This is a genomic window from Clostridia bacterium (assembly GCA_016887505.1).
In the GTDB taxonomy this organism is placed as follows: domain Bacteria; phylum Bacillota; class TC1; order TC1; family UBA5767; genus UBA5767.
The window spans coordinates 31,612-50,811 of the sequence record CP069393.1; the positions used below are offsets into that span (position 1 = coordinate 31,612).

The 19,200-nt window shown below is 37.5% G+C and carries 19 protein-coding genes and 2 pseudogenes; 18 read left to right on the forward strand and 3 right to left on the reverse strand.

Annotation, left to right across the window (positions count from 1 at the left end; genetic code table 11):
- Positions 1-51 precede the first annotated feature (51 nt).
- The 9 genes from JR334_00150 to JR334_00190 all read left to right on the forward strand — a co-directional run bounded on the left by JR334_00150 (position 52) and on the right by JR334_00190 (position 8,507).
- Positions 52-519, forward strand: coding sequence for an aspartate ammonia-lyase (locus JR334_00150; GenBank protein QRN85696.1), 468 nt, complete (start codon positions 52-54; stop codon positions 517-519).
- Positions 520-779: 260 nt separating this feature from the next.
- On the forward strand, positions 780-977 hold the full coding sequence (locus JR334_00155) for a hypothetical protein (protein ID QRN85697.1): 198 nt from the start codon (positions 780-782) through the stop codon (positions 975-977).
- Between the two features lie 242 nt (positions 978-1,219).
- Positions 1,220-1,789: a hypothetical protein gene (locus JR334_00160; GenBank protein QRN85698.1), complete on the forward strand. Its 570-nt coding sequence runs from the start codon at positions 1,220-1,222 to the stop codon at positions 1,787-1,789.
- A 129-nt stretch (positions 1,790-1,918) separates the two neighbouring features.
- Positions 1,919-2,680 carry an AIM24 family protein gene (locus tag JR334_00165; GenBank protein ID QRN86805.1) on the forward strand — a complete coding sequence of 254 codons (762 nt, stop codon included), beginning with the start codon at positions 1,919-1,921 and terminating at the stop codon, positions 2,678-2,680.
- Positions 2,681-2,824: 144 nt separating this feature from the next.
- On the forward strand, positions 2,825-4,006 hold the full coding sequence (locus tag JR334_00170) for a hypothetical protein (protein QRN85699.1): 1,182 nt from the start codon (positions 2,825-2,827) through the stop codon (positions 4,004-4,006).
- A 590-nt stretch (positions 4,007-4,596) separates the two neighbouring features.
- Positions 4,597-4,812: a ferrous iron transport protein A gene (locus JR334_00175; GenBank protein QRN85700.1), complete on the forward strand. Its 216-nt coding sequence runs from the start codon at positions 4,597-4,599 to the stop codon at positions 4,810-4,812.
- Positions 4,813-4,887: 75 nt separating this feature from the next.
- Positions 4,888-6,906, forward strand: coding sequence for a ferrous iron transport protein B (feoB, locus tag JR334_00180; GenBank protein ID QRN85701.1), 2,019 nt, complete (start codon positions 4,888-4,890; stop codon positions 6,904-6,906).
- Between the two features lie 317 nt (positions 6,907-7,223).
- Positions 7,224-7,589 carry a metal-dependent transcriptional regulator gene (locus tag JR334_00185; GenBank protein ID QRN85702.1) on the forward strand — a complete coding sequence of 122 codons (366 nt, stop codon included), beginning with the start codon at positions 7,224-7,226 and terminating at the stop codon, positions 7,587-7,589.
- A 513-nt stretch (positions 7,590-8,102) separates the two neighbouring features.
- Entirely contained in the window at positions 8,103-8,507 is a 405-nt protein-coding gene (locus tag JR334_00190) for a GFA family protein (protein ID QRN85703.1), read from the forward strand.
- A 117-nt stretch (positions 8,508-8,624) separates the two neighbouring features.
- On the opposite strand, the gene JR334_00195 is transcribed toward JR334_00190, so the two are convergent.
- From JR334_00195 to JR334_00205, 3 genes are all read right to left on the reverse strand, one after another.
- Positions 8,625-8,906 (reverse strand): transposase, encoded by a 282-nt coding sequence (locus JR334_00195; protein QRN85704.1) that lies wholly within the window; start codon positions 8,904-8,906, stop codon positions 8,625-8,627.
- Positions 8,899-8,988 (reverse strand): hypothetical protein, encoded by a 90-nt coding sequence (locus tag JR334_00200; GenBank protein QRN85705.1) that lies wholly within the window; start codon positions 8,986-8,988, stop codon positions 8,899-8,901. The genes JR334_00195 and JR334_00200 overlap by 8 nt, the downstream gene beginning before the upstream one ends.
- Positions 8,989-9,128: 140 nt before the next feature.
- Positions 9,129-9,323, reverse strand: a complete 195-nt coding sequence (locus tag JR334_00205) for a transposase (GenBank protein ID QRN85706.1) — start codon at positions 9,321-9,323, stop codon at positions 9,129-9,131.
- 236 nt (positions 9,324-9,559) lie between these two features.
- On the opposite strand from JR334_00205, the pseudogene JR334_00210 reads away from it, so the two are divergent.
- From JR334_00210 to JR334_00250, 9 genes and pseudogenes are all read left to right on the forward strand, one after another.
- A pseudogene (locus JR334_00210) lies at positions 9,560-10,457 on the forward strand (helix-turn-helix domain-containing protein).
- Positions 10,458-10,995: 538 nt separating this feature from the next.
- The gene (locus JR334_00215) at positions 10,996-11,358 is read left to right on the forward strand and encodes a BlaI/MecI/CopY family transcriptional regulator (GenBank protein ID QRN85707.1); all 363 of its coding nucleotides are present in this window, start codon (positions 10,996-10,998) and stop codon (positions 11,356-11,358) included.
- Positions 11,359-11,360: 2 nt separating this feature from the next.
- Positions 11,361-12,587: pseudogene (locus JR334_00220) on the forward strand (hypothetical protein).
- A 1,895-nt stretch (positions 12,588-14,482) separates the two neighbouring features.
- Complete coding sequence (locus JR334_00225) at positions 14,483-15,043, forward strand: RNA polymerase sigma factor (protein ID QRN85708.1); 561 nt, start codon at positions 14,483-14,485, stop codon at positions 15,041-15,043.
- Entirely contained in the window at positions 15,040-15,558 is a 519-nt protein-coding gene (locus tag JR334_00230) for an entericidin like toxin protein (GenBank protein ID QRN85709.1), read from the forward strand. The genes JR334_00225 and JR334_00230 overlap by 4 nt, the downstream gene beginning before the upstream one ends.
- Before the next feature lie 556 nt (positions 15,559-16,114).
- Positions 16,115-16,864, forward strand: coding sequence for a TSUP family transporter (locus JR334_00235; protein ID QRN85710.1), 750 nt, complete (start codon positions 16,115-16,117; stop codon positions 16,862-16,864).
- A gap of 468 nt (positions 16,865-17,332) precedes the next feature.
- The gene (locus JR334_00240; protein ID QRN85711.1) at positions 17,333-17,572 is read left to right on the forward strand and encodes a hypothetical protein; all 240 of its coding nucleotides are present in this window, start codon (positions 17,333-17,335) and stop codon (positions 17,570-17,572) included.
- Positions 17,573-17,633: 61 nt separating this feature from the next.
- Complete coding sequence (locus tag JR334_00245) at positions 17,634-18,560, forward strand: recombinase family protein (GenBank protein QRN85712.1); 927 nt, start codon at positions 17,634-17,636, stop codon at positions 18,558-18,560.
- A gap of 237 nt (positions 18,561-18,797) precedes the next feature.
- Complete coding sequence (locus tag JR334_00250; GenBank protein QRN85713.1) at positions 18,798-18,995, forward strand: hypothetical protein; 198 nt, start codon at positions 18,798-18,800, stop codon at positions 18,993-18,995.
- Positions 18,996-19,200: the final 205 nt, after the last annotated feature.

The window sequence follows — 19,200 nt, forward strand, 5'->3', positions numbered from 1 at the left end:
AATTAGCCTATTATATTTGAAAAATATGAGTACTCAAAAGGAGGGTATAAAATGAAGAATGATAAGAAGTTACCAAAAGGACTATCTGGTGTTTCAGGAGAATACTTTGTTGCAGCCGAGCTCTCGAGAAGAGGATACATCGCAGCTATTACATCGAAAAACACAAAGGACTATGACCTACTCGTATCCAATTTTGAGGATAGTAGTGAATCAGAGAAGACGTTAAGAATTCAAGTGAAAACAAACCAGGGGAGTCGTAAGAGTTGGTTGTTGAGTAAGAAGTGCGAGGATATTCGATCGGAGTCGACATTTTATGTTTTTGTGAATCTTAATGGTTTGGAGATTCCAGACTATTATATTGTTCCAAGTAATATCGTAGCTGAACAGATTACTGAATCACATAAAAAGTGGGTGAAAGAACCAGGACGTAATAACAAGGAGCATAAAGATACATCTATGCGCATGTTTAATGATGAAGAAGAATTGTATCTGAATAGATGGGACTTGCTTGATTTATGATTAAAAGGTTTAAGAAGCTTCTCTTTGCTATAATGATTGGTTGGGGGAAGTATTGCAATATAGTATTGTAAAAATCTAGTGGGAAGCAAATGAATGCATGATTTAATATCCGAAACTATGTTATACTAAATCTATAAGAAATCAGAATATAGGGGGCCTTATTAGGGCTCTCTTTTTTAAGAATCACAAATACCTATTAAATGAGGAATCAATGCTTTGCCAAAGCCATGGGCTATTATATCAAACAAGGATGCTAGACTATGTCATTTTTAACACAACTTGCAGTATATTTTAAGGGCGATATGAAAAGAAAAAGAATAATTGGTATTGTTGTTGCGTGCATTATGGTTATTTTGTTTGCAAGGTGTGGTAAAAGTTCGAACGAACATGTAGGTGAAGCAAAAAACCCTTCGGTTCAATTCATCAAGAAGGTGAAGATTACCATGGGTTATCGATAATTTTGAGGAAAAATGACTCAAGAATATTAAAACAGAATTGTTGGAAGAATTAATTACAGGTTGGATAACAAAAGATGGAGAGGTTGATGGTGATAACGACTATTCTCCTGATGTTTGGTACCCTGACGATGTAGAGGCGGTAACATACATTTCCAATAGCTGATGAAAAGTCTGCGTCTGTTGCTTCAAGTTCAGCAGAGCAGGGCAAACAGGGTGAAGTCCTAGAAGTAGGGTCTATAGAAGTGGAAAAGCTTATAGAAGATGAAAATACTATTGCAAAATCGATCTATGATGACGCGGTTGGAAAAATGGCCTATGATATATTCAAAGAATTAGATAGTCAAGGCTTTGAAGCAAAGTTTGCTTATGCTGTAATTAAGCAAGATTTTACTGAATCAATTCGAATTAACCCTCCTGAAGATGAAGATTTGTATATTCCTTGGATCATTACAGAAACAGATTCATTCAATGCTGACAGTAAGTGTGCATCATTTATAATAAACACACAAGAAAATATTGATCCTGAAGTAGAGGGCCAAAGTATAAAGGAAAAAATAACAGCTAGACTATCATCTACAAATGCATGGGGGACTTTAAGAAACTATGGGGACCAGGAATTTCCATATGGGTTTAAGATTAAACAGGTTAACGGAACGCTTGCAGAAATATTGGTAGACGAAAATACTTGGTTTCTTAAAGTTATGTGTGAAGTTAAAGATACCAATGGCTTGTGGCTTAAGAATCTTGTGTGTGAAGCAAGAGTAACAGGAACCGACGATGCACCAATAGTAACTTACTTTATCGTTTATTAATCCTTAATTTGACAGATTCGAATATAGTATATTGAGAGAACTTTTCTAATCTTGAAAAGGTACTCAAAATCTTCAAACACAAATAGAGCTAGAACACACTTTAAAATAGAAATGAAAGAAGGAAAGAAAATGTTTAAAATTAGGAATTTTGAAGACAATGATGATGTGAAAATTGTTGAAGAACTAGGTGCTTTTAAAGTAGTGGAGTACGAAAGAGATTTAAGTGTAGATCACTTAACCGCCCAAGCCGCATATTATGCTTCGGAAATGAATGTAAGGAGAAGACAACTGGTTGGCGATGTTAGTCTTTCCAACATTACTGTTCAGGCTGGAGCTATGCAATGGACTGTCGGTGACGTAAAAGCCACAACTGGCATAAGAGGAGTAGGAGATTTAATTGGAAAGGCTTTTAGAGGAAAGGTTACAAATGAATCTGCAATAAAGCCCGAATACATTGGTAGTGGTAAACTCGTATTAGAGCCAACATATAAGTATATTTTGCTAATTGATGTTGATGACTGGAACGGTTCAATAGTAATTGAAGATGGCTTATTTCTTGCTTGCGATTCAGAGTTGAAGCACAAAGCTGTTATGAGATCTAATCTTTCCTCTGCTGCGTTGGGTGGAGAAGGATTATTTAACCTTGGGTTTTCTGGTGGTGGAGTTGTAGCACTTGAATCTTATGTGCCAAGAGAAGAACTAATAGAAATAGAATTGACTGATGATGAGTTGAAAATTGATGGGAATATGGCGATTGCTTGGTCTGGTAGCTTAGGTTTCACAGTAGAAAGAGCAGGAAAAACACTTGTGGGTTCGGCCGCTTCAGGGGAAGGTTTTGTTAATGTATATCGAGGAACAGGAAAAATTTTGATGGCACCAGTTCTACGTTAAAGGGAAGTATTGTTGTTCAATATTCATCTAACAATTCGGTACCTTAATTGCAATAGCGACAGCACCACTTACCATATAGACTGAAAAATGTGACATGATTTATCATTGCAATTACAGAGTTGTTACGAGAGGAGATTTATCAGCATGAATAGAAACAAATGGATCAATATAATGGTGTGTTGTTCTTTGGTACTAAGTTTGTTTGTAGCAAGTCCAGTATTGGCATCGGAGAAAATCAGAGTAGCATTGGATGGAGATTATTTGGATTTTGATGTTCCGCCAGTACTTATTGAGGGGAGAACGCTAGTGCCGCTTAGAGCTATTTTTGAAGCGCTGGGTTCGACTGTTAATTGGGATGCTGAAACACAGACGGTCACTGGAAGTAAGGATGACAGTATTGTAACCCTTCAGGTTGGATCAAAGCAAGCAAGTGTTGACGGAGAACTGGTTATTCTGGATGTTCCTGCAAAGTTGATCGATGGACGTACTCTAGTTCCTCTTCGCTTCATAGCAGAAAGTATGGGGGCAGATGTCCAGTGGGATGGACCGAGCAATATGGTAACTATTCAGTCAAAAAGTCAGGATGTTTTTGGTGCGCCAACAGGGGTCAAGGTTAGCCAGATATCCGATACGGCCTTGGTACTTTCTTGGGATCAAGTGTTTGGAGCAGACTCCTACAGGGTATTGTCAAGCGTTGTGTCAGAGAACTATAGTGAAGAGGACTCGAACAACTACTCATGGAATGAAGGTGCATGTGTTTTTTATTACGACATGATACCTGGTGAAAGCTATTCTTACCAGGTTACAGCTGTTAAAGGCGATACACTTTCAGATTACTCAGAAGAGGTTATGCTAACACTAATTGATCATGAAATCACACAAGAAGATTTCGCCAGTATTCAACTCGATCTCATTCGCAACGAATCTGTGCTACAAATTGATGGGAAATCTATAATCTATAGTGATATAGAAGGATATTGGTTTGAGGAGGGAAATTTTCTGGGCATCACATTCTCATTCAACACACCGGATAATCTCTTGGAAGATATGTCTGAATTATTAACAGACTACCGTGAGGAAATCGAATTTTACTATGCCGATGTAGCAAAAATAATTAGTGATATCTACGACGTTGATGTGAATCTTGTACTACAATATGAGGGTGTTTATAACGAATACCCTGAAGCCTTTGAGGAGAGTAATCTTGCTAATGTGATACTTCAGGGGGGAGACAACTTATGGCTGGTTTATTATCCGTTCCTGTTTCTGGAATATCCTTATCTTAGCGAGAACTATTATATAACTTGGGCTGATGAGGGTGAATAAATTTGTTGTAGAGTAGTATGCTTTCCGTGATTTACTAGTAGAAGGAGGCAGCGAGTTAATACCTAAGTGAAAAGTGAAATTGAACCAGTGAATATACTGTACAATAAGTGAACATTAGCGAAATACCTGTCTACCCCCGGGGGACAGGTTTCGCTAAAGAGTTCAAACACCAACTTTGATTTGTTAAATAGTATAAGAGTTATGTGATAACGCATTGCATTTTATTAAACAATTTAGCATAAGAAAAGGCTACTAAACCTCTGGAATATCAGTGACTTAGAGTAAAATGTTATAAAAATGTTTTTGATTATATCTTTGGAAATATAACTTGCACTTTTTGTCTACCCTTTAGAGTACCGACGTAGCTTAGGATTGTTATAAATTGTCCAAGAAAAAGTCCGCATCCCCAGGTATTACAATTTTGCTTGACCAGAACAAACCGTCAATAGTATTATTTCTTTCCGATATTGCTTGCCTTTGAACATGCAAGTTACCCTTTGCAATTAAATCTATACAAATGCATTGACAGGATAAGTTAGTGGTGGTAAACTAATAAAAGTTAGTAGAGACTAACTCGGCAAGGAGGAATCATGATGGGTCTTACAAAAGGAAAGGTGAACACCACCTATGTTATTGGAGCAATCAAAACGAATCAAGAGGATATGCGCGACTTTCTATTCACACTTGGATGCTATCCTGGCGAAGAAGTCACAATCATCTCCAAACTCGCAGGCAATTACATCATTAATATAAAAGATGCGAGATACAGCATTGATGAAAGCCTTGCGAATTCAATTTTTGTATAGATGAATAGGCTCTTAAGTGAGCACTATTTTTTTGTAATAAAAGTTAGCCGCAGGCAACTAAATAGGAGGGAAAACATGAAAATTGCATTGGCAGGCAATCCGAACAGCGGTAAAACCACTCTTTTTAACGCAATTACCGGAAGGATTGAACACGTTGGAAACTGGCCAGGAGTGACGGTGGAAAAGAAAGAGGGCAACATTAAGCCAAGACTGAATCCCGAAAAGATTGACATAGTGGCAGTCGATTTACCAGGTGCTTATTCAATATCACCTTATACTAACGAAGAAAATATCACTAGAGAATTCGTCCGGAACGAGAATCCTGATGTTATCATAAACATCGTGGACTCCACGAACCTCTCTAGGAGCCTGTTCTTCACTACACAATTGCTGGAACTCGGTATTCCCGTTGTCGTTGCCTTGAATAAGATCGATATGGCAGTGGCCAAGGGTAGCACTATTAGGCTCGACGTGTTGTCACGCTACCTTGGTTGTCCCGTCTTCGAAACAACTGCGACCAAGGGCAAGGACAATGGTCTTTTTTTGCTCATGGAGAAAACGATTAAAGCTGGCAGGCGTGGAACACAACCTGCACCAAAGATTTCCGGTCTCAAGGAAGCACATTCCAAGCGCGAATACCATGCAGCAGACAGTCGTCGTTTTGATTTTGTCAAGAACATGGTAGAAGAAGTCGAACGCAAGAAAATAAGTCCTGCACAACAGACGCTACAAGATAAATGGGATAGAATCATTGCACATAAATGGTTTGGTATCGTCATTTTTGTGGGTGTTATTTGGTTCATTTTTTGGATGTCGCAAGCTTGGCTTGGCCCAATGCTCGCAGACACATTCGTGGGCGTGTTAGAAGCATTCCAAGGCTGGGTAGGTGGTCTTGTTGAAAATGCTCATCCTCTTGTACAAACACTGTTGGTCGACGGTATCATTGGCGGTGTCGTAGCAGTCGTCGGCTTCCTGCCGCTCATCATGGTCATGTTCTTCCTGATGGCTCTATTTGAAGACTGTGGCTATATGGCACGCGTGGCAGTAGTAATGGATCGTTTCTTCAAACGTATCGGCTTATCCGGACGATCTGTCATCCCGATGGTTATCGGTACGGCTTGTGCGATTCCTGGTGTCATGGCAACGAGAACGATTAAAAATGAACGTCAGCGCAGAACGACAGCTATGCTCACACCGTTCATGCCATGTGGTGCAAAGTTGCCCATCATCGCATTGTTTGCCGGAGTGTTTTTTTCAGATAATGCATGGGTTGGAACATCGATGTATCTACTAGGTATCGTTGTTATTCTGCTAGGTGCGGTAATTATTCGTAAGATCACAGGTGATACATCTCAGTCCTACTTTATAATGGAACTGCCGGAATACCGCCTGCCTAGCATCAAACGCGCAACAATTTCGATGCTGAGTCGTGCCAAGGCATTCATCGTCAAAGCAGGTACAATTATCCTTATTTGCAACGCTACTGTGCATATTCTACAGACCTTCAATTGGCAGTTACAAATAGTTGCTGAAACTGCTCCGGAAACGAGTATCCTTGCTTCGGTAGCCAACCCTGTTGCCGTACTCCTGATTCCACTTGGATTCGGCATGTGGCAGTTCGCCGCAGCTGCAGTCACCGGATTTATCGCAAAGGAGAACGTTGTTGGTACTTTGGCTGTTACGTTTAGTATTGCGAATTTTATCAATGTAGATGAGCTCGCACTCGTCGGAGAAACGGGAGCAGTTGGTGGAGTCGAAGCCGCTTTCGGGATTGCTTCAGTCACAGCACTCTCGTTCCTAATCTTCAACCTGTTTACTCCCCCTTGCTTTGCGGCAATCGGCGCAATTCGTGCTGAAGTGAATTCAGCAAAGTGGACATGGGGCGCAATAGGTTTTCAATTCGCGATGGGCTATACGCTCGCGTTCCTTGTTTACCAGATTGGCACGTTGATTACAACCGGCAATGTCGGAGACGGCTTTGCCGGAGGATTGATCGCTGTGCTTGCAATTGCTACCTTCATTGGTTTTCTGATGGCAAAGGTCGGAAAAAAAGACAGCACACCTGTCGTAGCAGAAGGAAAGGTAAGTGCATAGCATGTGGATTACATGGATTACTCTAGGTGCTATCATGCTTATTATTGCGGGTGCAATCGGTAAAATAGTCCGTGAAAAGAAAAAGGGAGTAAAGTGTATTGGTTGCCCTGCAGCTTGTAGTTGTGCTCGGAACAACCAATCAGCATATGATAATTGCGAAGAGTAAAGAATATAGTATCTCCAATATATGAATGAATCCCCCTAATGAGTCGTCGAAAGACGGCTCATTCTCCGTTAGGCAAACCAGTACGACTATTTCCGATGAACAAAATATGATAGAATATGTTCAAACATTATTTTATTGGAAGGAACAACATATGAATACGAACGAATCGCGTGAAATGTATTTGGAAGTCATTTATAGATTAGAGCAGGCAAACGGAGTTGTCCGCTCTATCGATATCGCAAAGGAGTTCGGATATACAAAGCCTAGCATTAGCCGCGCAATGGGCATCTTAAAGAAAAATGGTTATATCACGCATAGTCCCTACGGAGATGTATCGCTGACTGAAAAAGGCCGAGAAAAGGCGGTGCAGGTATATCGCTCACATCAGTTGCTTACAGAATTTTTTATCAAAGTACTTAATCTTGACCCCAAAACTGCGGAAGATGATGCCTGCAAAATTGAGCATGTGATTAGCCCCAAAGCGCTTAATGCAATTGAGAATCATTTGAAAAAATAGAGTGGAATTTCCCGTGTCAAACCAGTAAAAATCTTAATGTCTTTTATCTCCTTTTCACACACGTTTGGAATAAAAGTACATTTTCTGCATGGCCTCGATAAACGCGTATATGGAACATTTATAATTTCTACGCTTGTTAAGACTAGAAATTTGAATATCTTAGACAATCAAGCATTCTTAATTGCATCAGCGAATATACCTACTTTCGCTTAGATTGTAAATCGAGAAATAGTTGAGCTTCTATTCGGCAAACCTTAAAGAGATACTACATATGGCGAGTATTTGGCCTGAACTTTAGTAAACGGCTGTCTACCCCTGGGAGACAGGTTTCGCTAAAAGGCACAAACACCAACTTTCATTTGATAAAAATATAGGATTTATATTTCCATGCACGTCGAGACAGTCGTACTGCCGGTAAGATAATAGGAATAGAAACCCTTGGAAATACCGGATATGTGACATGCTCCTCTGTGACTTGTAATAACATAAATTAAGAAGGAGGGAGAGGTGATTATGAAATATGTAGGATCATGCCTTTGTGGTGAAGTTACTTTCGAAATAGAAGGAGATTTTGATAATTTTTATCTTTGCCATTGTGGGCGATGTCGCAAAGATACAGGTTCAGCTCATGCAGCCAATCTATTTTCTTCTACAGCCAAATTAAGATGGTTGTCGGGTCAAGAAAAATCTAAAACATTTAATTTACGTGGAGAAGGGCACATAAAAAGTTTTTGTACTAATTGTGGGTCAGCTTTGCCAAATATACAAAAGGATGGGAAATTGCTGGTTGTTCCTGCAGGAAGTATCGACAGTGATATTAACATTAAACCCCAAGGACATATCTATTACAAAAGTAAAGCAAACTGGGATACCGAACTTGAGAAAGTACCAAAGTTTGAAGAGCTCCCCAATGGATAATACATTAATCGTCTATGTATTTTGACAACGATTAATGCGGTGTCAACTGTTGTGTGCAAATTCATCAGAACCTGAATTAAATATGAAATCAAGCTGCTTGTAGTCTTTCGGTAGCAGTCAGTTCAAGCGTCTCTGGTTTGCCATACGATCTTCCAGTATATACTCAATGAGATAGCTGGTAACTAGTCGGACATAAGAATCCGTGGAAAGAAAAATACCAACCAAACTTGAACCCTTATGAATCTCAAGGTTGAGTCTTTTAATCATGTTGGTTGAAGAAATCTTTCGGGAGTCAATTCGAGGGAATTCATAAAATCTTATTGAGTCTTCATGTCCTTCTTCCAAGGTTTCAATACTAATCCATAAATAAATTCGCATAAGCTCTGGCAGACTATTCATCTGACTGAAGCCATATATTCTTATGTTTGGCAGCAAAGGTTTTCTTTTCCTTGGCTGGCACATGAGCAAAGATGTTTCTCATGAAATGAACCTTGCAGCGCTACCAGGTGATTCCAATGAATAATTCTTTTACTGAAGCGACCAGCCCTTTGCGGTATCACTGACGACCAGCCATGCTTTTTTAGGTCGCGTTCTTTTTGAGAGTCAAACATGTGAATTTAGCTAGCCTTGGATGGGTTCGACAGCTAGGATATCCTGAGTCCCAACGGCCCTGAGGCCACAGACAACGTGTACTGCCATGTTGGTAACGTGACCGTCATTCCTTATCTTTTCGTAGAGTGTGTCAACCCATAGAACAAGGTATCCTTTATCCAGGTTCCTGTTCAGAAAAGCATCCATCTCAGATTGTAATTCCATGGTAATACTACTGTTAACCTAGCTTCTAGATATAGAATCAATAACTAGGCTCATAGCTAGTCGTTCAATCTGTCTAGTGGAAACATCGTTTCGTTGATGAATGCCTCTTGGATAAGATTAATCTAAGCCACTTCGGAACGTTTTCTTTCAGTTACATAGAATGGTACTTATATCCGAGTAGTAAGAATTATAAATACCACTAACTTGTTGTGGTTAGGTAGTAAGGAGGAGTTATTATGCTGCATAGCAAAAGTACTATTGCAATTCCACCAGGTGCGACAATACATGAACAGCTTCTGAATCGAAGTATGAAGCAGAGTGAATTTGCGCAGAAGATGAATTGGTCTGAAAAACATGTTAGCAGGTTAATCGATGGACAAGTTGAACTGACTCTTGATGTTGCTTTGAGATTAGAGACAGTTCTAGGATTGCCTGCAAGTTTTTGGACTAATTTGGAATTGATTTATCGTGAAAAATTGGCGCGAGCAATCGAAGAAAATGAATTAGAAGGTGACGAAAACAAGGAGAACAGGCGAGAATGCTAAGAGCGATTACAGTCTTGCAGTATGGGCACAAAAGGCAAGAATTGAAGCACGTAAATATGATGTTTCACCAATAAATATTGATAAACTAAATAAGAGAATACCTAGAATTCGTGAAATGACGATTAAGAACCCAGAAGTCTTTTGTAGAGAATTGACTGAGTTACTTGCAGAATGTGGGGTAGCAATAGTATTCCTCCCGCATATAGGTGGTTCATTTTTGCATGGTGCGACTTTTTACGACGGAAATAAGATAGTGATGGGATTAACGGTAAGGGGTAAGTATGCTGATAAATTTTGGTTTAGCTTGTTTCACGAGCTTCACCATATAATTTCCGGACATATTAATGATTCCAATGGAACTAGTGAAAAGGACGAAAAAGAGGCTGATATATTTGCTAGGGATATATTGATCCCCCCTAATGACTTCGATAAATTCCTTGAAATGAATTGTTTTACAAAGAAAGATATTTTAAGATTTTCTAATGAAATTGGTATTGCTCCTGGTATTGTTTTAGGGCGCCTTCAAAAGGAAAATTATATACCATATGACAGATTCAATGACATAAAGAAAAAATACAAAATTGAATAATGATGAATTTGGGCATCTATTTCGGTAGGTGCTTTTTTGATGTAATTATGGGGAAAGCACATCAATATTCTGCTTCTGTCGAGAGCTTACAAGGTGAGAGATATTCTGGTTCGAATTATATTTTTCTACTTGGCTCAAAGAAAAGTGGAAAAAAAGTGAATGGGTTAATCACCATACAAACTACGTGTAGTGGTCATGTTATTTTGTATAACTTGGAAATGCCGACTTTTTCTTGGACTATTTATAATAGTCTTAAGCTATATCGCTACTCTAAGGGACTCTAGGCACCGAGTAACAATTTGATTTATTCATGATACCATTACAATACGGTATTTGATGATAACGCATTATTGAATTCAAGTCTAGAATTGAGATAGCTGATCGTTAATCAGGAGAGGTATTCTCTTGGTTGGCGATTGTTTATGTATTGTAAATAATGTAATGGGATATTTTTAAAAGCAAAACTATTGACACTGTGGTCTATTCTGAATAGACTTACCATATACAGTCTATTCAGAATAGACCAGGGAGGCTTATTATGAAAGGTTATAAACTCGGGAAAAGTGAAGAGAAGTTTGCAGAAATAATTTGGAAGAACGAGCCGATTGGTTCTGGCGATCTAGTGAAACTATGTGAAAAAGAAATGAATTGGAAGAAATCAACAACGTACACTGTCCTAAAGAAACTATGTGAAAAAGGTATCTTCCAGAATGAAAATGCTACCGTTTCATCTTTAATTAATAAAGATGCGTACTATGCAAAACAAAGTATACGTTTTGTCGAGGACACCTTTGGAGGTTCTCTTCCAAAGTTTCTGACAGCCTTTATCAGCAGTAAAAAATTAAACAAACAACAGGCAGAAGAGTTGAAAAGATTGATTGATGAGCATAAGGAGGTGTAGCAATGAGTGGGTTATTTCTATCTATTATAAATATGAGCCTTACTGCAAGCTACGTAATCCTTTTTGTGATACTTGTCAGACTGGTACTCAAAAAGTTTCCAAAAGGTATCTCTTATGCTTTATGGATTGTGGTTGCTTTTCGCCTTATAATACCATTCTCCTTTGAAAGCATGTTTAGTCTTATGCTGTGGAATACAAATACTGCTTTAATCCCCCATGATGTTATATACAATCAAAGTCCACAGGTTAATAATGGAATAGTAGCAGTGGATTCATTTGTAAACAACTCACTTCCAGCAGCGACTGTTGGAGGAAGTATAAATCCATTGCAGATTTATGTGGAAATAGGGGCATACATCTGGGTTTTAGGTATAATAGCACTGCTTGTCTATGGCTTTATTTCTGCTTTACGCTTACATAAACAGCTTGAAAGTGCAGAATTAGTAGAAAATAATATTTACAAAGCCAAGAATTTGAAAACACCGTTTGTTCTTGGCTTAATGAGGCCAAGGATCTATTTACCCCTTGGTCTTAGCATAGAAGAAAGAAGCTTTATTTTGCTGCATGAACAGACCCATATTAAACGAAAAGACCATATCATTAAGATACTAGCCTTTCTAATATTGTCCTTACATTGGTTTAATCCTCTTGTGTGGCTTGCATTTATATTGATGAGTAAGGACATGGAACTTTCCTGTGACGAAAGAGTGTTAAAAGAAATAGATGAGGATATAAAAAAGCCATATGCTAATTCATTATTGTCACTTGCTACCAGAAAGCATATTTTAAATGGAAGCCCACTTGCCTTTTGCGAGGGAAATGTAAAAGGGAGGATAAAAAACGTGTTAAATTATAAAAGACCAAAATTTTGGCTAATTGTGATCTCAATTATCATTGCTATGGTAGTTGGGATAGGACTGATAACAAATCCGAAGGATAAGGAAACAGATAAATTAGATCAAATCAACAGTATCGTATGGGAGATTATCAATAAAGATATAGAAAACTTGGAATCCAACCCGGAAGTAAAAATTATTGATAGTAAGATAACTCGTTTGGAATTGGTAGAAACTTTTGATGAATTAGTGGATACACCGATTGATGTATATGCACTGGAATACCGTCTACTTCCTGAAGATTTGAGCAAAGTAGCCCTAGCCGGTGGTATGGATTACGATGAAAACGGATGGCTTAAGGAAAAATCCAGCATGGGTAGTCCATTTTTAGTTGTATCCCGCGATGATGATTCAGTAAATTTTGTTGGAGTTCTTTGGACAGGTGAGCTGGGTGATACGTTATCCAGTCAGGAAATTGCAGTAAGAAGTTTATTAGAAGGATTAGAAAAGCTACCGCAAGAAATTTTTACCGGGAATCATAGTATCGCAAAATTCAAATTATCAACAGGTGAAATGGCTAAAGCTTTTTTATCACAACCTGCAACACAAGGAGAACATGGGATATGGTGTGTGGAAAGATGGATGGATGGGAATGGAAATATTTATTATCACGATCCTCAAAAGGAGAGCCTATTAAAAGACTATTATAATGAGTTGCAAATGCAAAGTGATAATGGTCATAAACCTTGGCTATTAAACCCATCAGAAGTTGCATTGGAATTTACTAATCACACCTTAGGACAGTCTGTTGAATTCAATAATATAGAATTAATAAATAATGCATCAGTGGAGGATTTTTTATCCTATAAATCTCAAAATAGCGGGGCAGAAAATCTTGAAAATGATTTAGGAGAAAAGATGAACTTTGGCTTTGATGTCGAAGGTAATTTATCTATTATTATGTCATCACCAAAGGCTTCTTCAAATCCGCAGGATTATATCCGTGCTCATAAAGAAGAATATGAAGAATTCATCAAATATGGCGGAGAGGAAGCTCTACAATATATGCTATCACAATTTGAAACTGAAAATGCTGAAGGATTACGGGGTCAAATCATGATGTTGTTATGTAAAGAACTTCTTGGTGTGAGAAATAATGTTTCTGATGAATCACTGTCTCCTCAAGAATGGTATACGGCTTTGAATATTCGGCAAGAGATTAATCTTCCAAACTTCGAGTACGATGGGCAGGACCCAATAGAAAAACTCGTATATGCTACAGAAATTGATAAAGCTCCGAATGACATGGACCGTGGCTTCACAGTTATTGCACCAAAAATCTTTGGGAGTTATGAGGAAGATAATCTATTAAAGGTATTCGCAACTACTTTTTATGCAAGATATTTGCTTTTTGATAATGTGTTATCAATGGATTCAGCCGGAATTATCCCGGTAGCAATCACGTATCAAAAAGATGAAAGTGGGGGTTACACATTGCTAACATATGAGCAAGCACGAGACGGCTCGGAATTTGCTTCTTCCATCAGGGAATATTGCACAATGCCAGTATCCGGTAAGGAAATCAAAGGGCTTGCAGATAAAATATTTACGCATTATGGAGATTATGAGGATATCCGTATTTTAATGCGTGAAAACTTATATAAGCATTTAAAGGAAAACGGCATTACGGATGCTACGCTTACCAATTCTCAAGGTGAGGTTGAATTTAACATGAAGGATTTTAAATCCAAACAATGAATTTTTGATGATGGAGTATGCTACCATGTTTTTGCCTACCGATAGCGGTAAGAAGGTTATGCTTCTTAAAACGGACACATTCAAAAGACATTCCTTCTGTCCTCCCGAGCCATGTGAAGAAGGTGGTATAGCTATCAAGGGTATAGAAGTAAAGTGTAGAAAGGTAAGTAAATAAGCGCTTCCCCTGATTTGTGACCTGGTTTTATAACAGAGGAGAATCACGACTTTATATTTTGGAGAACCTACCCAAAACTACAAAGCGTAAGGTTGAGTATGTGAGTTGACAAATTTTTTGTCAAAACACCGAATGACCTGAAGAACATAAGGATGCTACTTTGAGAGTGAATTCGTCTTATTTGGGAGTTTAAACAGTTTGGCCAATTTGAATAGCAGGTAATTTATATAATCACTATTTAGCCTTTTGCAAACAAGGGCTAAAAACATTCTTGCAAAAAGTGTAACCTGAGCGAATCAAACGGTGCTTATTAGGGTGAAGGGATTATTAGCATAGAGGAAAGGAGAGGAAGGCATTGGATGATAGAAAAATTGTAGAATTGTTTTTCGAGCGTGACGAAACAGCAATAAAACACACTACCGTAAAATACGGCAGACGGCTACGCTCATTATCACGGGGCATTGTGAAAGATCTCCAGACCGCCGAGGAATGTGAAAACAACACCTATTTGGAAACATGGAACTCGATTCCACCCAACGAACCAAAAGAGTACCTGTATGCATTTCTAGCGAGAATCATTCGGCATATCTCTTTGAACTGTTGTAGAGATCGTAAACGCTTGAAAAGAAGCGCATACATCTGCGAATTGAGTGTGGAGATGGAGCAATGTATTCCTGCTCCTGATGACTGTGAATGCCGGATTGACGAGATAGAGTTGAAACAGGCAATCAATAGTTTTCTTGTTGGGCTTGGTGCAGAAAAACGAAACATCTTTCTTCGACGCTATTGGTATCTGGATTCCATTGCTGACATTTCCAAACGCTTTGACTTGTCTGAAAGCAAAGTGAAAACTACGCTCTTTCGGAGTCGCAACAAACTCCGAGAACATCTTGTAAAGGAGGGTTACACGCTATGAGAGGACAGGAGCTTTTAGATAAAATGGAGCTTGTTGATTCCAAATACGTGGAGGAAGCCGGTGCCATGCCAGTGAAAAAGAATCTAACATGGATAAAATGGAGCGCAATGGCAGCTTGCTTGGTTTTAGTAGGTCTTGCCCTTATAAGCCTATTTCCTGGAAGAAGTAACGATATTGTTACCACTCCCTACATAGCCGACCTAGCGCCGATGGTTTATGTAAATGACAACGTATACAAACAATCCACAAAACAAATAGCATATGACGAGCCAAAAGAGGAGTTTGCCTATTTGGGAAAAGTTGAAAGTTATCTTGCCAATGATCAGGGAGTACCAAAAGAGAATTTACAATCCAACACCCGTATCCTTGGAGCCCCAATCTTTCAGTATGGCAACGATATTGTAATTCAAATCAAGGGCAAATACTGGCTGTATGAACTTCTTAGTGATGAGAGTGAAGATAGTATTTCTGAACAAGAAAAAATGGAACTTGATCCTACCTATACCGCAGAATAATTCTACTTGCAGACAGGAAAAATGAGCATAATATGTCGTAAGCCAAATTCAAATTTATCAAGAAACTGTAATAAAAGAGCTTTTGTCCTGGCTGAAAATAAAATAGTTCACGATATAACCACCATCGCCTCCAAAATATGAAAAGCCTTGCCGCACAGACATAGCGTTAAGCAGATAAGCTCTTCAAAAAGGAGTTCAATCGCATGCTTGAGGACTGCAAATCACCTGGTTTGAAAATTATTCTTACCACTAATATTAGTGCATTTGGAAGATATATTGGAAATACTCGATACTTTGGTTCAGGTAAAACTTCTGCTAGTGCATGTAAATTTTGCCAGGAGCATATCATATGGTCTTGTTCATTCATCGTATCTTTTGAAAAGACATGATGAATGATAGATCCTTGGTGTGCTTAGAAAGAACATATACATTGGGGGATAATTCTATACATCAACTTGTATTTCTAGAAGGCTAGTTGATATGATAGACACAATAAAGTATTTTTAGCATTAATTTGGTATAATCAAAAGGACTTAATTAATCAAAAGAGGATACTATGCTAACTATAATATTTATATGTTTTGCGGGATTTTTTGGAGCTTTTATTGATGCTATTGTAGGAGGCGGTGGACTTATTACAGTCCCAGCCTTATTGGCAGCGGGTTTACCAACACATATCGCTTTAGGCACCAATAAGTTTGCGGCAAGTTTTGGCACGATGTCAAGTTCATATCATTATTATAGGAGTGGAAATATAAATTTCAAGCTGCTAAAATTTCTGGTGCCCTTATCTTTAATAGGTTCAGCACTTGGAGTAAAGACAGTGCTTAGCATTGAACCAAAATATCTATCAATTCTGATTATCTTTTTAGTATTCTCAATTATTATCTATACAGCCTTCAAAAAGAAACTAGGACTAGAAGAAAACTTCAAAGGCATCGTATTTGAAACGGTGGCGAAAGGCATGCTACTGGCTCTTGCCTTAGGTTTCTATGATGGCTTTTTCGGACCAGGAACTGGTTCCTTTTTGATATTTGGACTGATATATATTTTTGGGTATGATTTTAAAAAGGCATCAGCAAATTCAAAAATACTAAATTTAACAAGCAATTCCACCGCGTTTATCTTATTTATGCTCAATAGACAAATCAACTATTCTATTGCACTACCGATGGCGTTGAGTATGATAGTTGGCGCAAAGTTGGGTTCTCATATGGCAATAAACAAAGGTTCAAAATTTATAAAACCAGTATTTTTAATTGTGTCCTTGTCATTGGTTATAAAAATGATATTCGATTTGTTATAGAAAATAAGGTGGATTCATTATCAAAGTTGGGCTCTGGCACAAGCAGTAATATCCTGCATTTTGTAAGTAGTAAACTTGGAAATCAAGTAGACCAAGGCAATGTTTTCAAAGTCACTACATGTGGAGTGCGTGACATTGATGTCTAGAGTTGAGAAATAGAAAGCTGAAAAGTGTAGTAAATAAGGGGTTCTGTGTATTCTGCTGATTTGCAGAATGGCAGAACCCCCTATAAATAGTTACTTTGTGGGAATATATCCACTGTGAAAAAGTTGCATAGTTGAGTAGACAGGATTGATTTTGGGTAGGTTGAGTAGATAGGATAGATGTGCTAAAGTAATCTTATTAGCCTAATCAACATATGAGATAAATAGTGGTATTTTAATTAGACTGTTATAGAGGAGCGTTAAACTGATAAGTTAATTAACAATTAGATAATTTATATTGAATGAATAGGAAGGGATAGATAATATGCTTAAAAAGTTGAATAGTATTTTAAATATTGTAATGGGTTCATTTGTTGGTGTATTCATAGGTCATAGCATATATAAATATTACGATTATGTAAAACGCCCTGATTTATATATGATTCAATCGGCACCTTGGTATACGAGTATTAAAATATATGGACTGGGCACTGCTGTAGTTTTATCAATTGCGATTATTCTCAAGTTATTAATAAAACAAAAACAGAAGAACATTGAACTATGAGTAGATTCATTCTGTAAATTATTGTATATCAAGAGATAAGGGGTTTATGGAGGTGGTACAATTGATTTACAATCCAAAAGTACAGTTTATACCAGCACGCCTGCCTAAAAGCGAAATACGTGTTGCTATTTATAGTCGTGTAAGTTCGAATAGTATGGACCAATTAAATAGTGTCACAGCACAAATTTCAGCACTAACAAGGATAGTAGCTTCTGTACCTAAGTGGCTACTTGTTGATATATATATAGATATTGCCAGTAGCAAGACGGGCTCATCAAGAAAAGAATTTAACCGTATGCTAGAAGATTGTAAATCTAAAAAACTTGAAATTATTATCACAAAAAATATAAGTAGATTTGGCAGAGACACAGTTGAAGTATTAGAAGCCCTTCATCAACTAAGGCTACTGGGTATCAGGGTTATATTTGAACAAGAAAATCTAGATACAGCGGATACAGATAGTGACCTCATGATTTCTATCATCGAAGCTATAGCACAGGCTGAAAATGAATCTAGAAGTGATAATATAAAATGGGGTATTAAACAAAGAGCAGCACAAGGCACTTCAAAGCTTTATAATCGTAAATGCTATGGTTATAAAAATGATGTTGATGGTAGCCTAATCATAGATGATGAAGAGGCTAAAAATGTTAAACTAATATTTGATTTATATTTGCAAGGAAAAAGCATCATAGGAATCATTAAAGAATTATCGAGACTTGATATTAAATCTCCAACAGGAAAAGATAAGTGGAGTAAGCGTACAATTGATGTAATGCTTAGCAACGAAAAATATATAGGCACAGTTAGGTTATTGGATAATGGAAAACATGAAGCTGTTTATTTATGTGAGGATAACAACCCTGCAATTATTTCTAAGGAAACATTTCAAGCAGTGCAGATAGAAAAAACTAAAAGAAGCAATGTCATTAAAGGCGAAAATGGAGTACAAAGAAAAAGTAAAAAATATAGTTCTAAGAAGGGATAAAAACTATGAATATTATCAACATAAAAACATGGAACGTCAATTGGTTCAGAGGAATAAAATCATGTTCAAAATATAATAAGAACGATCAAAGTGAAGATAGCTATAACGATATTACAATTAATATAAAAACTTTTTTAAATAAAGAAAATTCAGCAGTTTTTCTTCAAGAGGTTCCATATAAGATGAAAAATAGTAATTGCTGGTGATTTTAATGCTTTTATTGGTTGCAAGGATACGTTGACAGAGAGTAAATATATACAATTATGCAGAAGTGCAAAAGATTTAGTGTCAGACGATACACCTACTTTTATTGGAGAAACTGCAATCGACCATATCTTGATTAATTATAATTCAAATCAGAATTTCAATGTGAAGATTCAAGATGAATGCAAATGGAGTGATCATAAATACATTGAAGTTGAATTGAGATATTAATAAGTGAAAAAATAGCCTAATTAAAAAACGACTAGATGACTTGATAAGAAGGATGAAAATCCATATAAAAACTTGATTTTATAAGTATTTGCCATAAATGTGAAATAGCCTAAGTATTTCACGTTGAGTGTGCAGTATTGATGTCACGGTTTGAGAAGTTAGAATGTTGAGAAACCCTGACATTAACCTTTTCACTTTCCTAGGG

What these genes read in the sequence shown, in the direction of transcription:
- JR334_00150 (QRN85696.1), top strand. Translation starts at nt 52, where the DNA reads ATGAAGAATGATAAGAAGTTACCAAAAGGACTATCTGGTGTTTCAGGA.
- JR334_00155 (QRN85697.1), top strand. Translation starts at nt 780, where the DNA reads ATGTCATTTTTAACACAACTTGCAGTATATTTTAAGGGCGATATGAAA.
- JR334_00165 (QRN86805.1), top strand. Translation starts at nt 1,919, where the DNA reads ATGTTTAAAATTAGGAATTTTGAAGACAATGATGATGTGAAAATTGTT.
- JR334_00170 (QRN85699.1), top strand. Translation starts at nt 2,825, where the DNA reads ATGAATAGAAACAAATGGATCAATATAATGGTGTGTTGTTCTTTGGTA.
- JR334_00175 (QRN85700.1), top strand. Translation starts at nt 4,597, where the DNA reads ATGATGGGTCTTACAAAAGGAAAGGTGAACACCACCTATGTTATTGGA.
- feoB (QRN85701.1), top strand. Translation starts at nt 4,888, where the DNA reads ATGAAAATTGCATTGGCAGGCAATCCGAACAGCGGTAAAACCACTCTT.
- JR334_00185 (QRN85702.1), top strand. Translation starts at nt 7,224, where the DNA reads ATGAATACGAACGAATCGCGTGAAATGTATTTGGAAGTCATTTATAGA.
- JR334_00190 (QRN85703.1), top strand. Translation starts at nt 8,103, where the DNA reads ATGAAATATGTAGGATCATGCCTTTGTGGTGAAGTTACTTTCGAAATA.
- JR334_00195 (QRN85704.1), bottom strand. Translation starts at nt 8,906, where the DNA reads ATGAATAGTCTGCCAGAGCTTATGCGAATTTATTTATGGATTAGTATT.
- JR334_00200 (QRN85705.1), bottom strand. Translation starts at nt 8,988, where the DNA reads ATGAGAAACATCTTTGCTCATGTGCCAGCCAAGGAAAAGAAAACCTTT.
- JR334_00205 (QRN85706.1), bottom strand. Translation starts at nt 9,323, where the DNA reads ATGGAATTACAATCTGAGATGGATGCTTTTCTGAACAGGAACCTGGAT.
- JR334_00215 (QRN85707.1), top strand. Translation starts at nt 10,996, where the DNA reads ATGAAAGGTTATAAACTCGGGAAAAGTGAAGAGAAGTTTGCAGAAATA.
- JR334_00230 (QRN85709.1), top strand. Translation starts at nt 15,040, where the DNA reads ATGAGAGGACAGGAGCTTTTAGATAAAATGGAGCTTGTTGATTCCAAA.
- JR334_00235 (QRN85710.1), top strand. Translation starts at nt 16,115, where the DNA reads ATGCTAACTATAATATTTATATGTTTTGCGGGATTTTTTGGAGCTTTT.
- JR334_00240 (QRN85711.1), top strand. Translation starts at nt 17,333, where the DNA reads ATGCTTAAAAAGTTGAATAGTATTTTAAATATTGTAATGGGTTCATTT.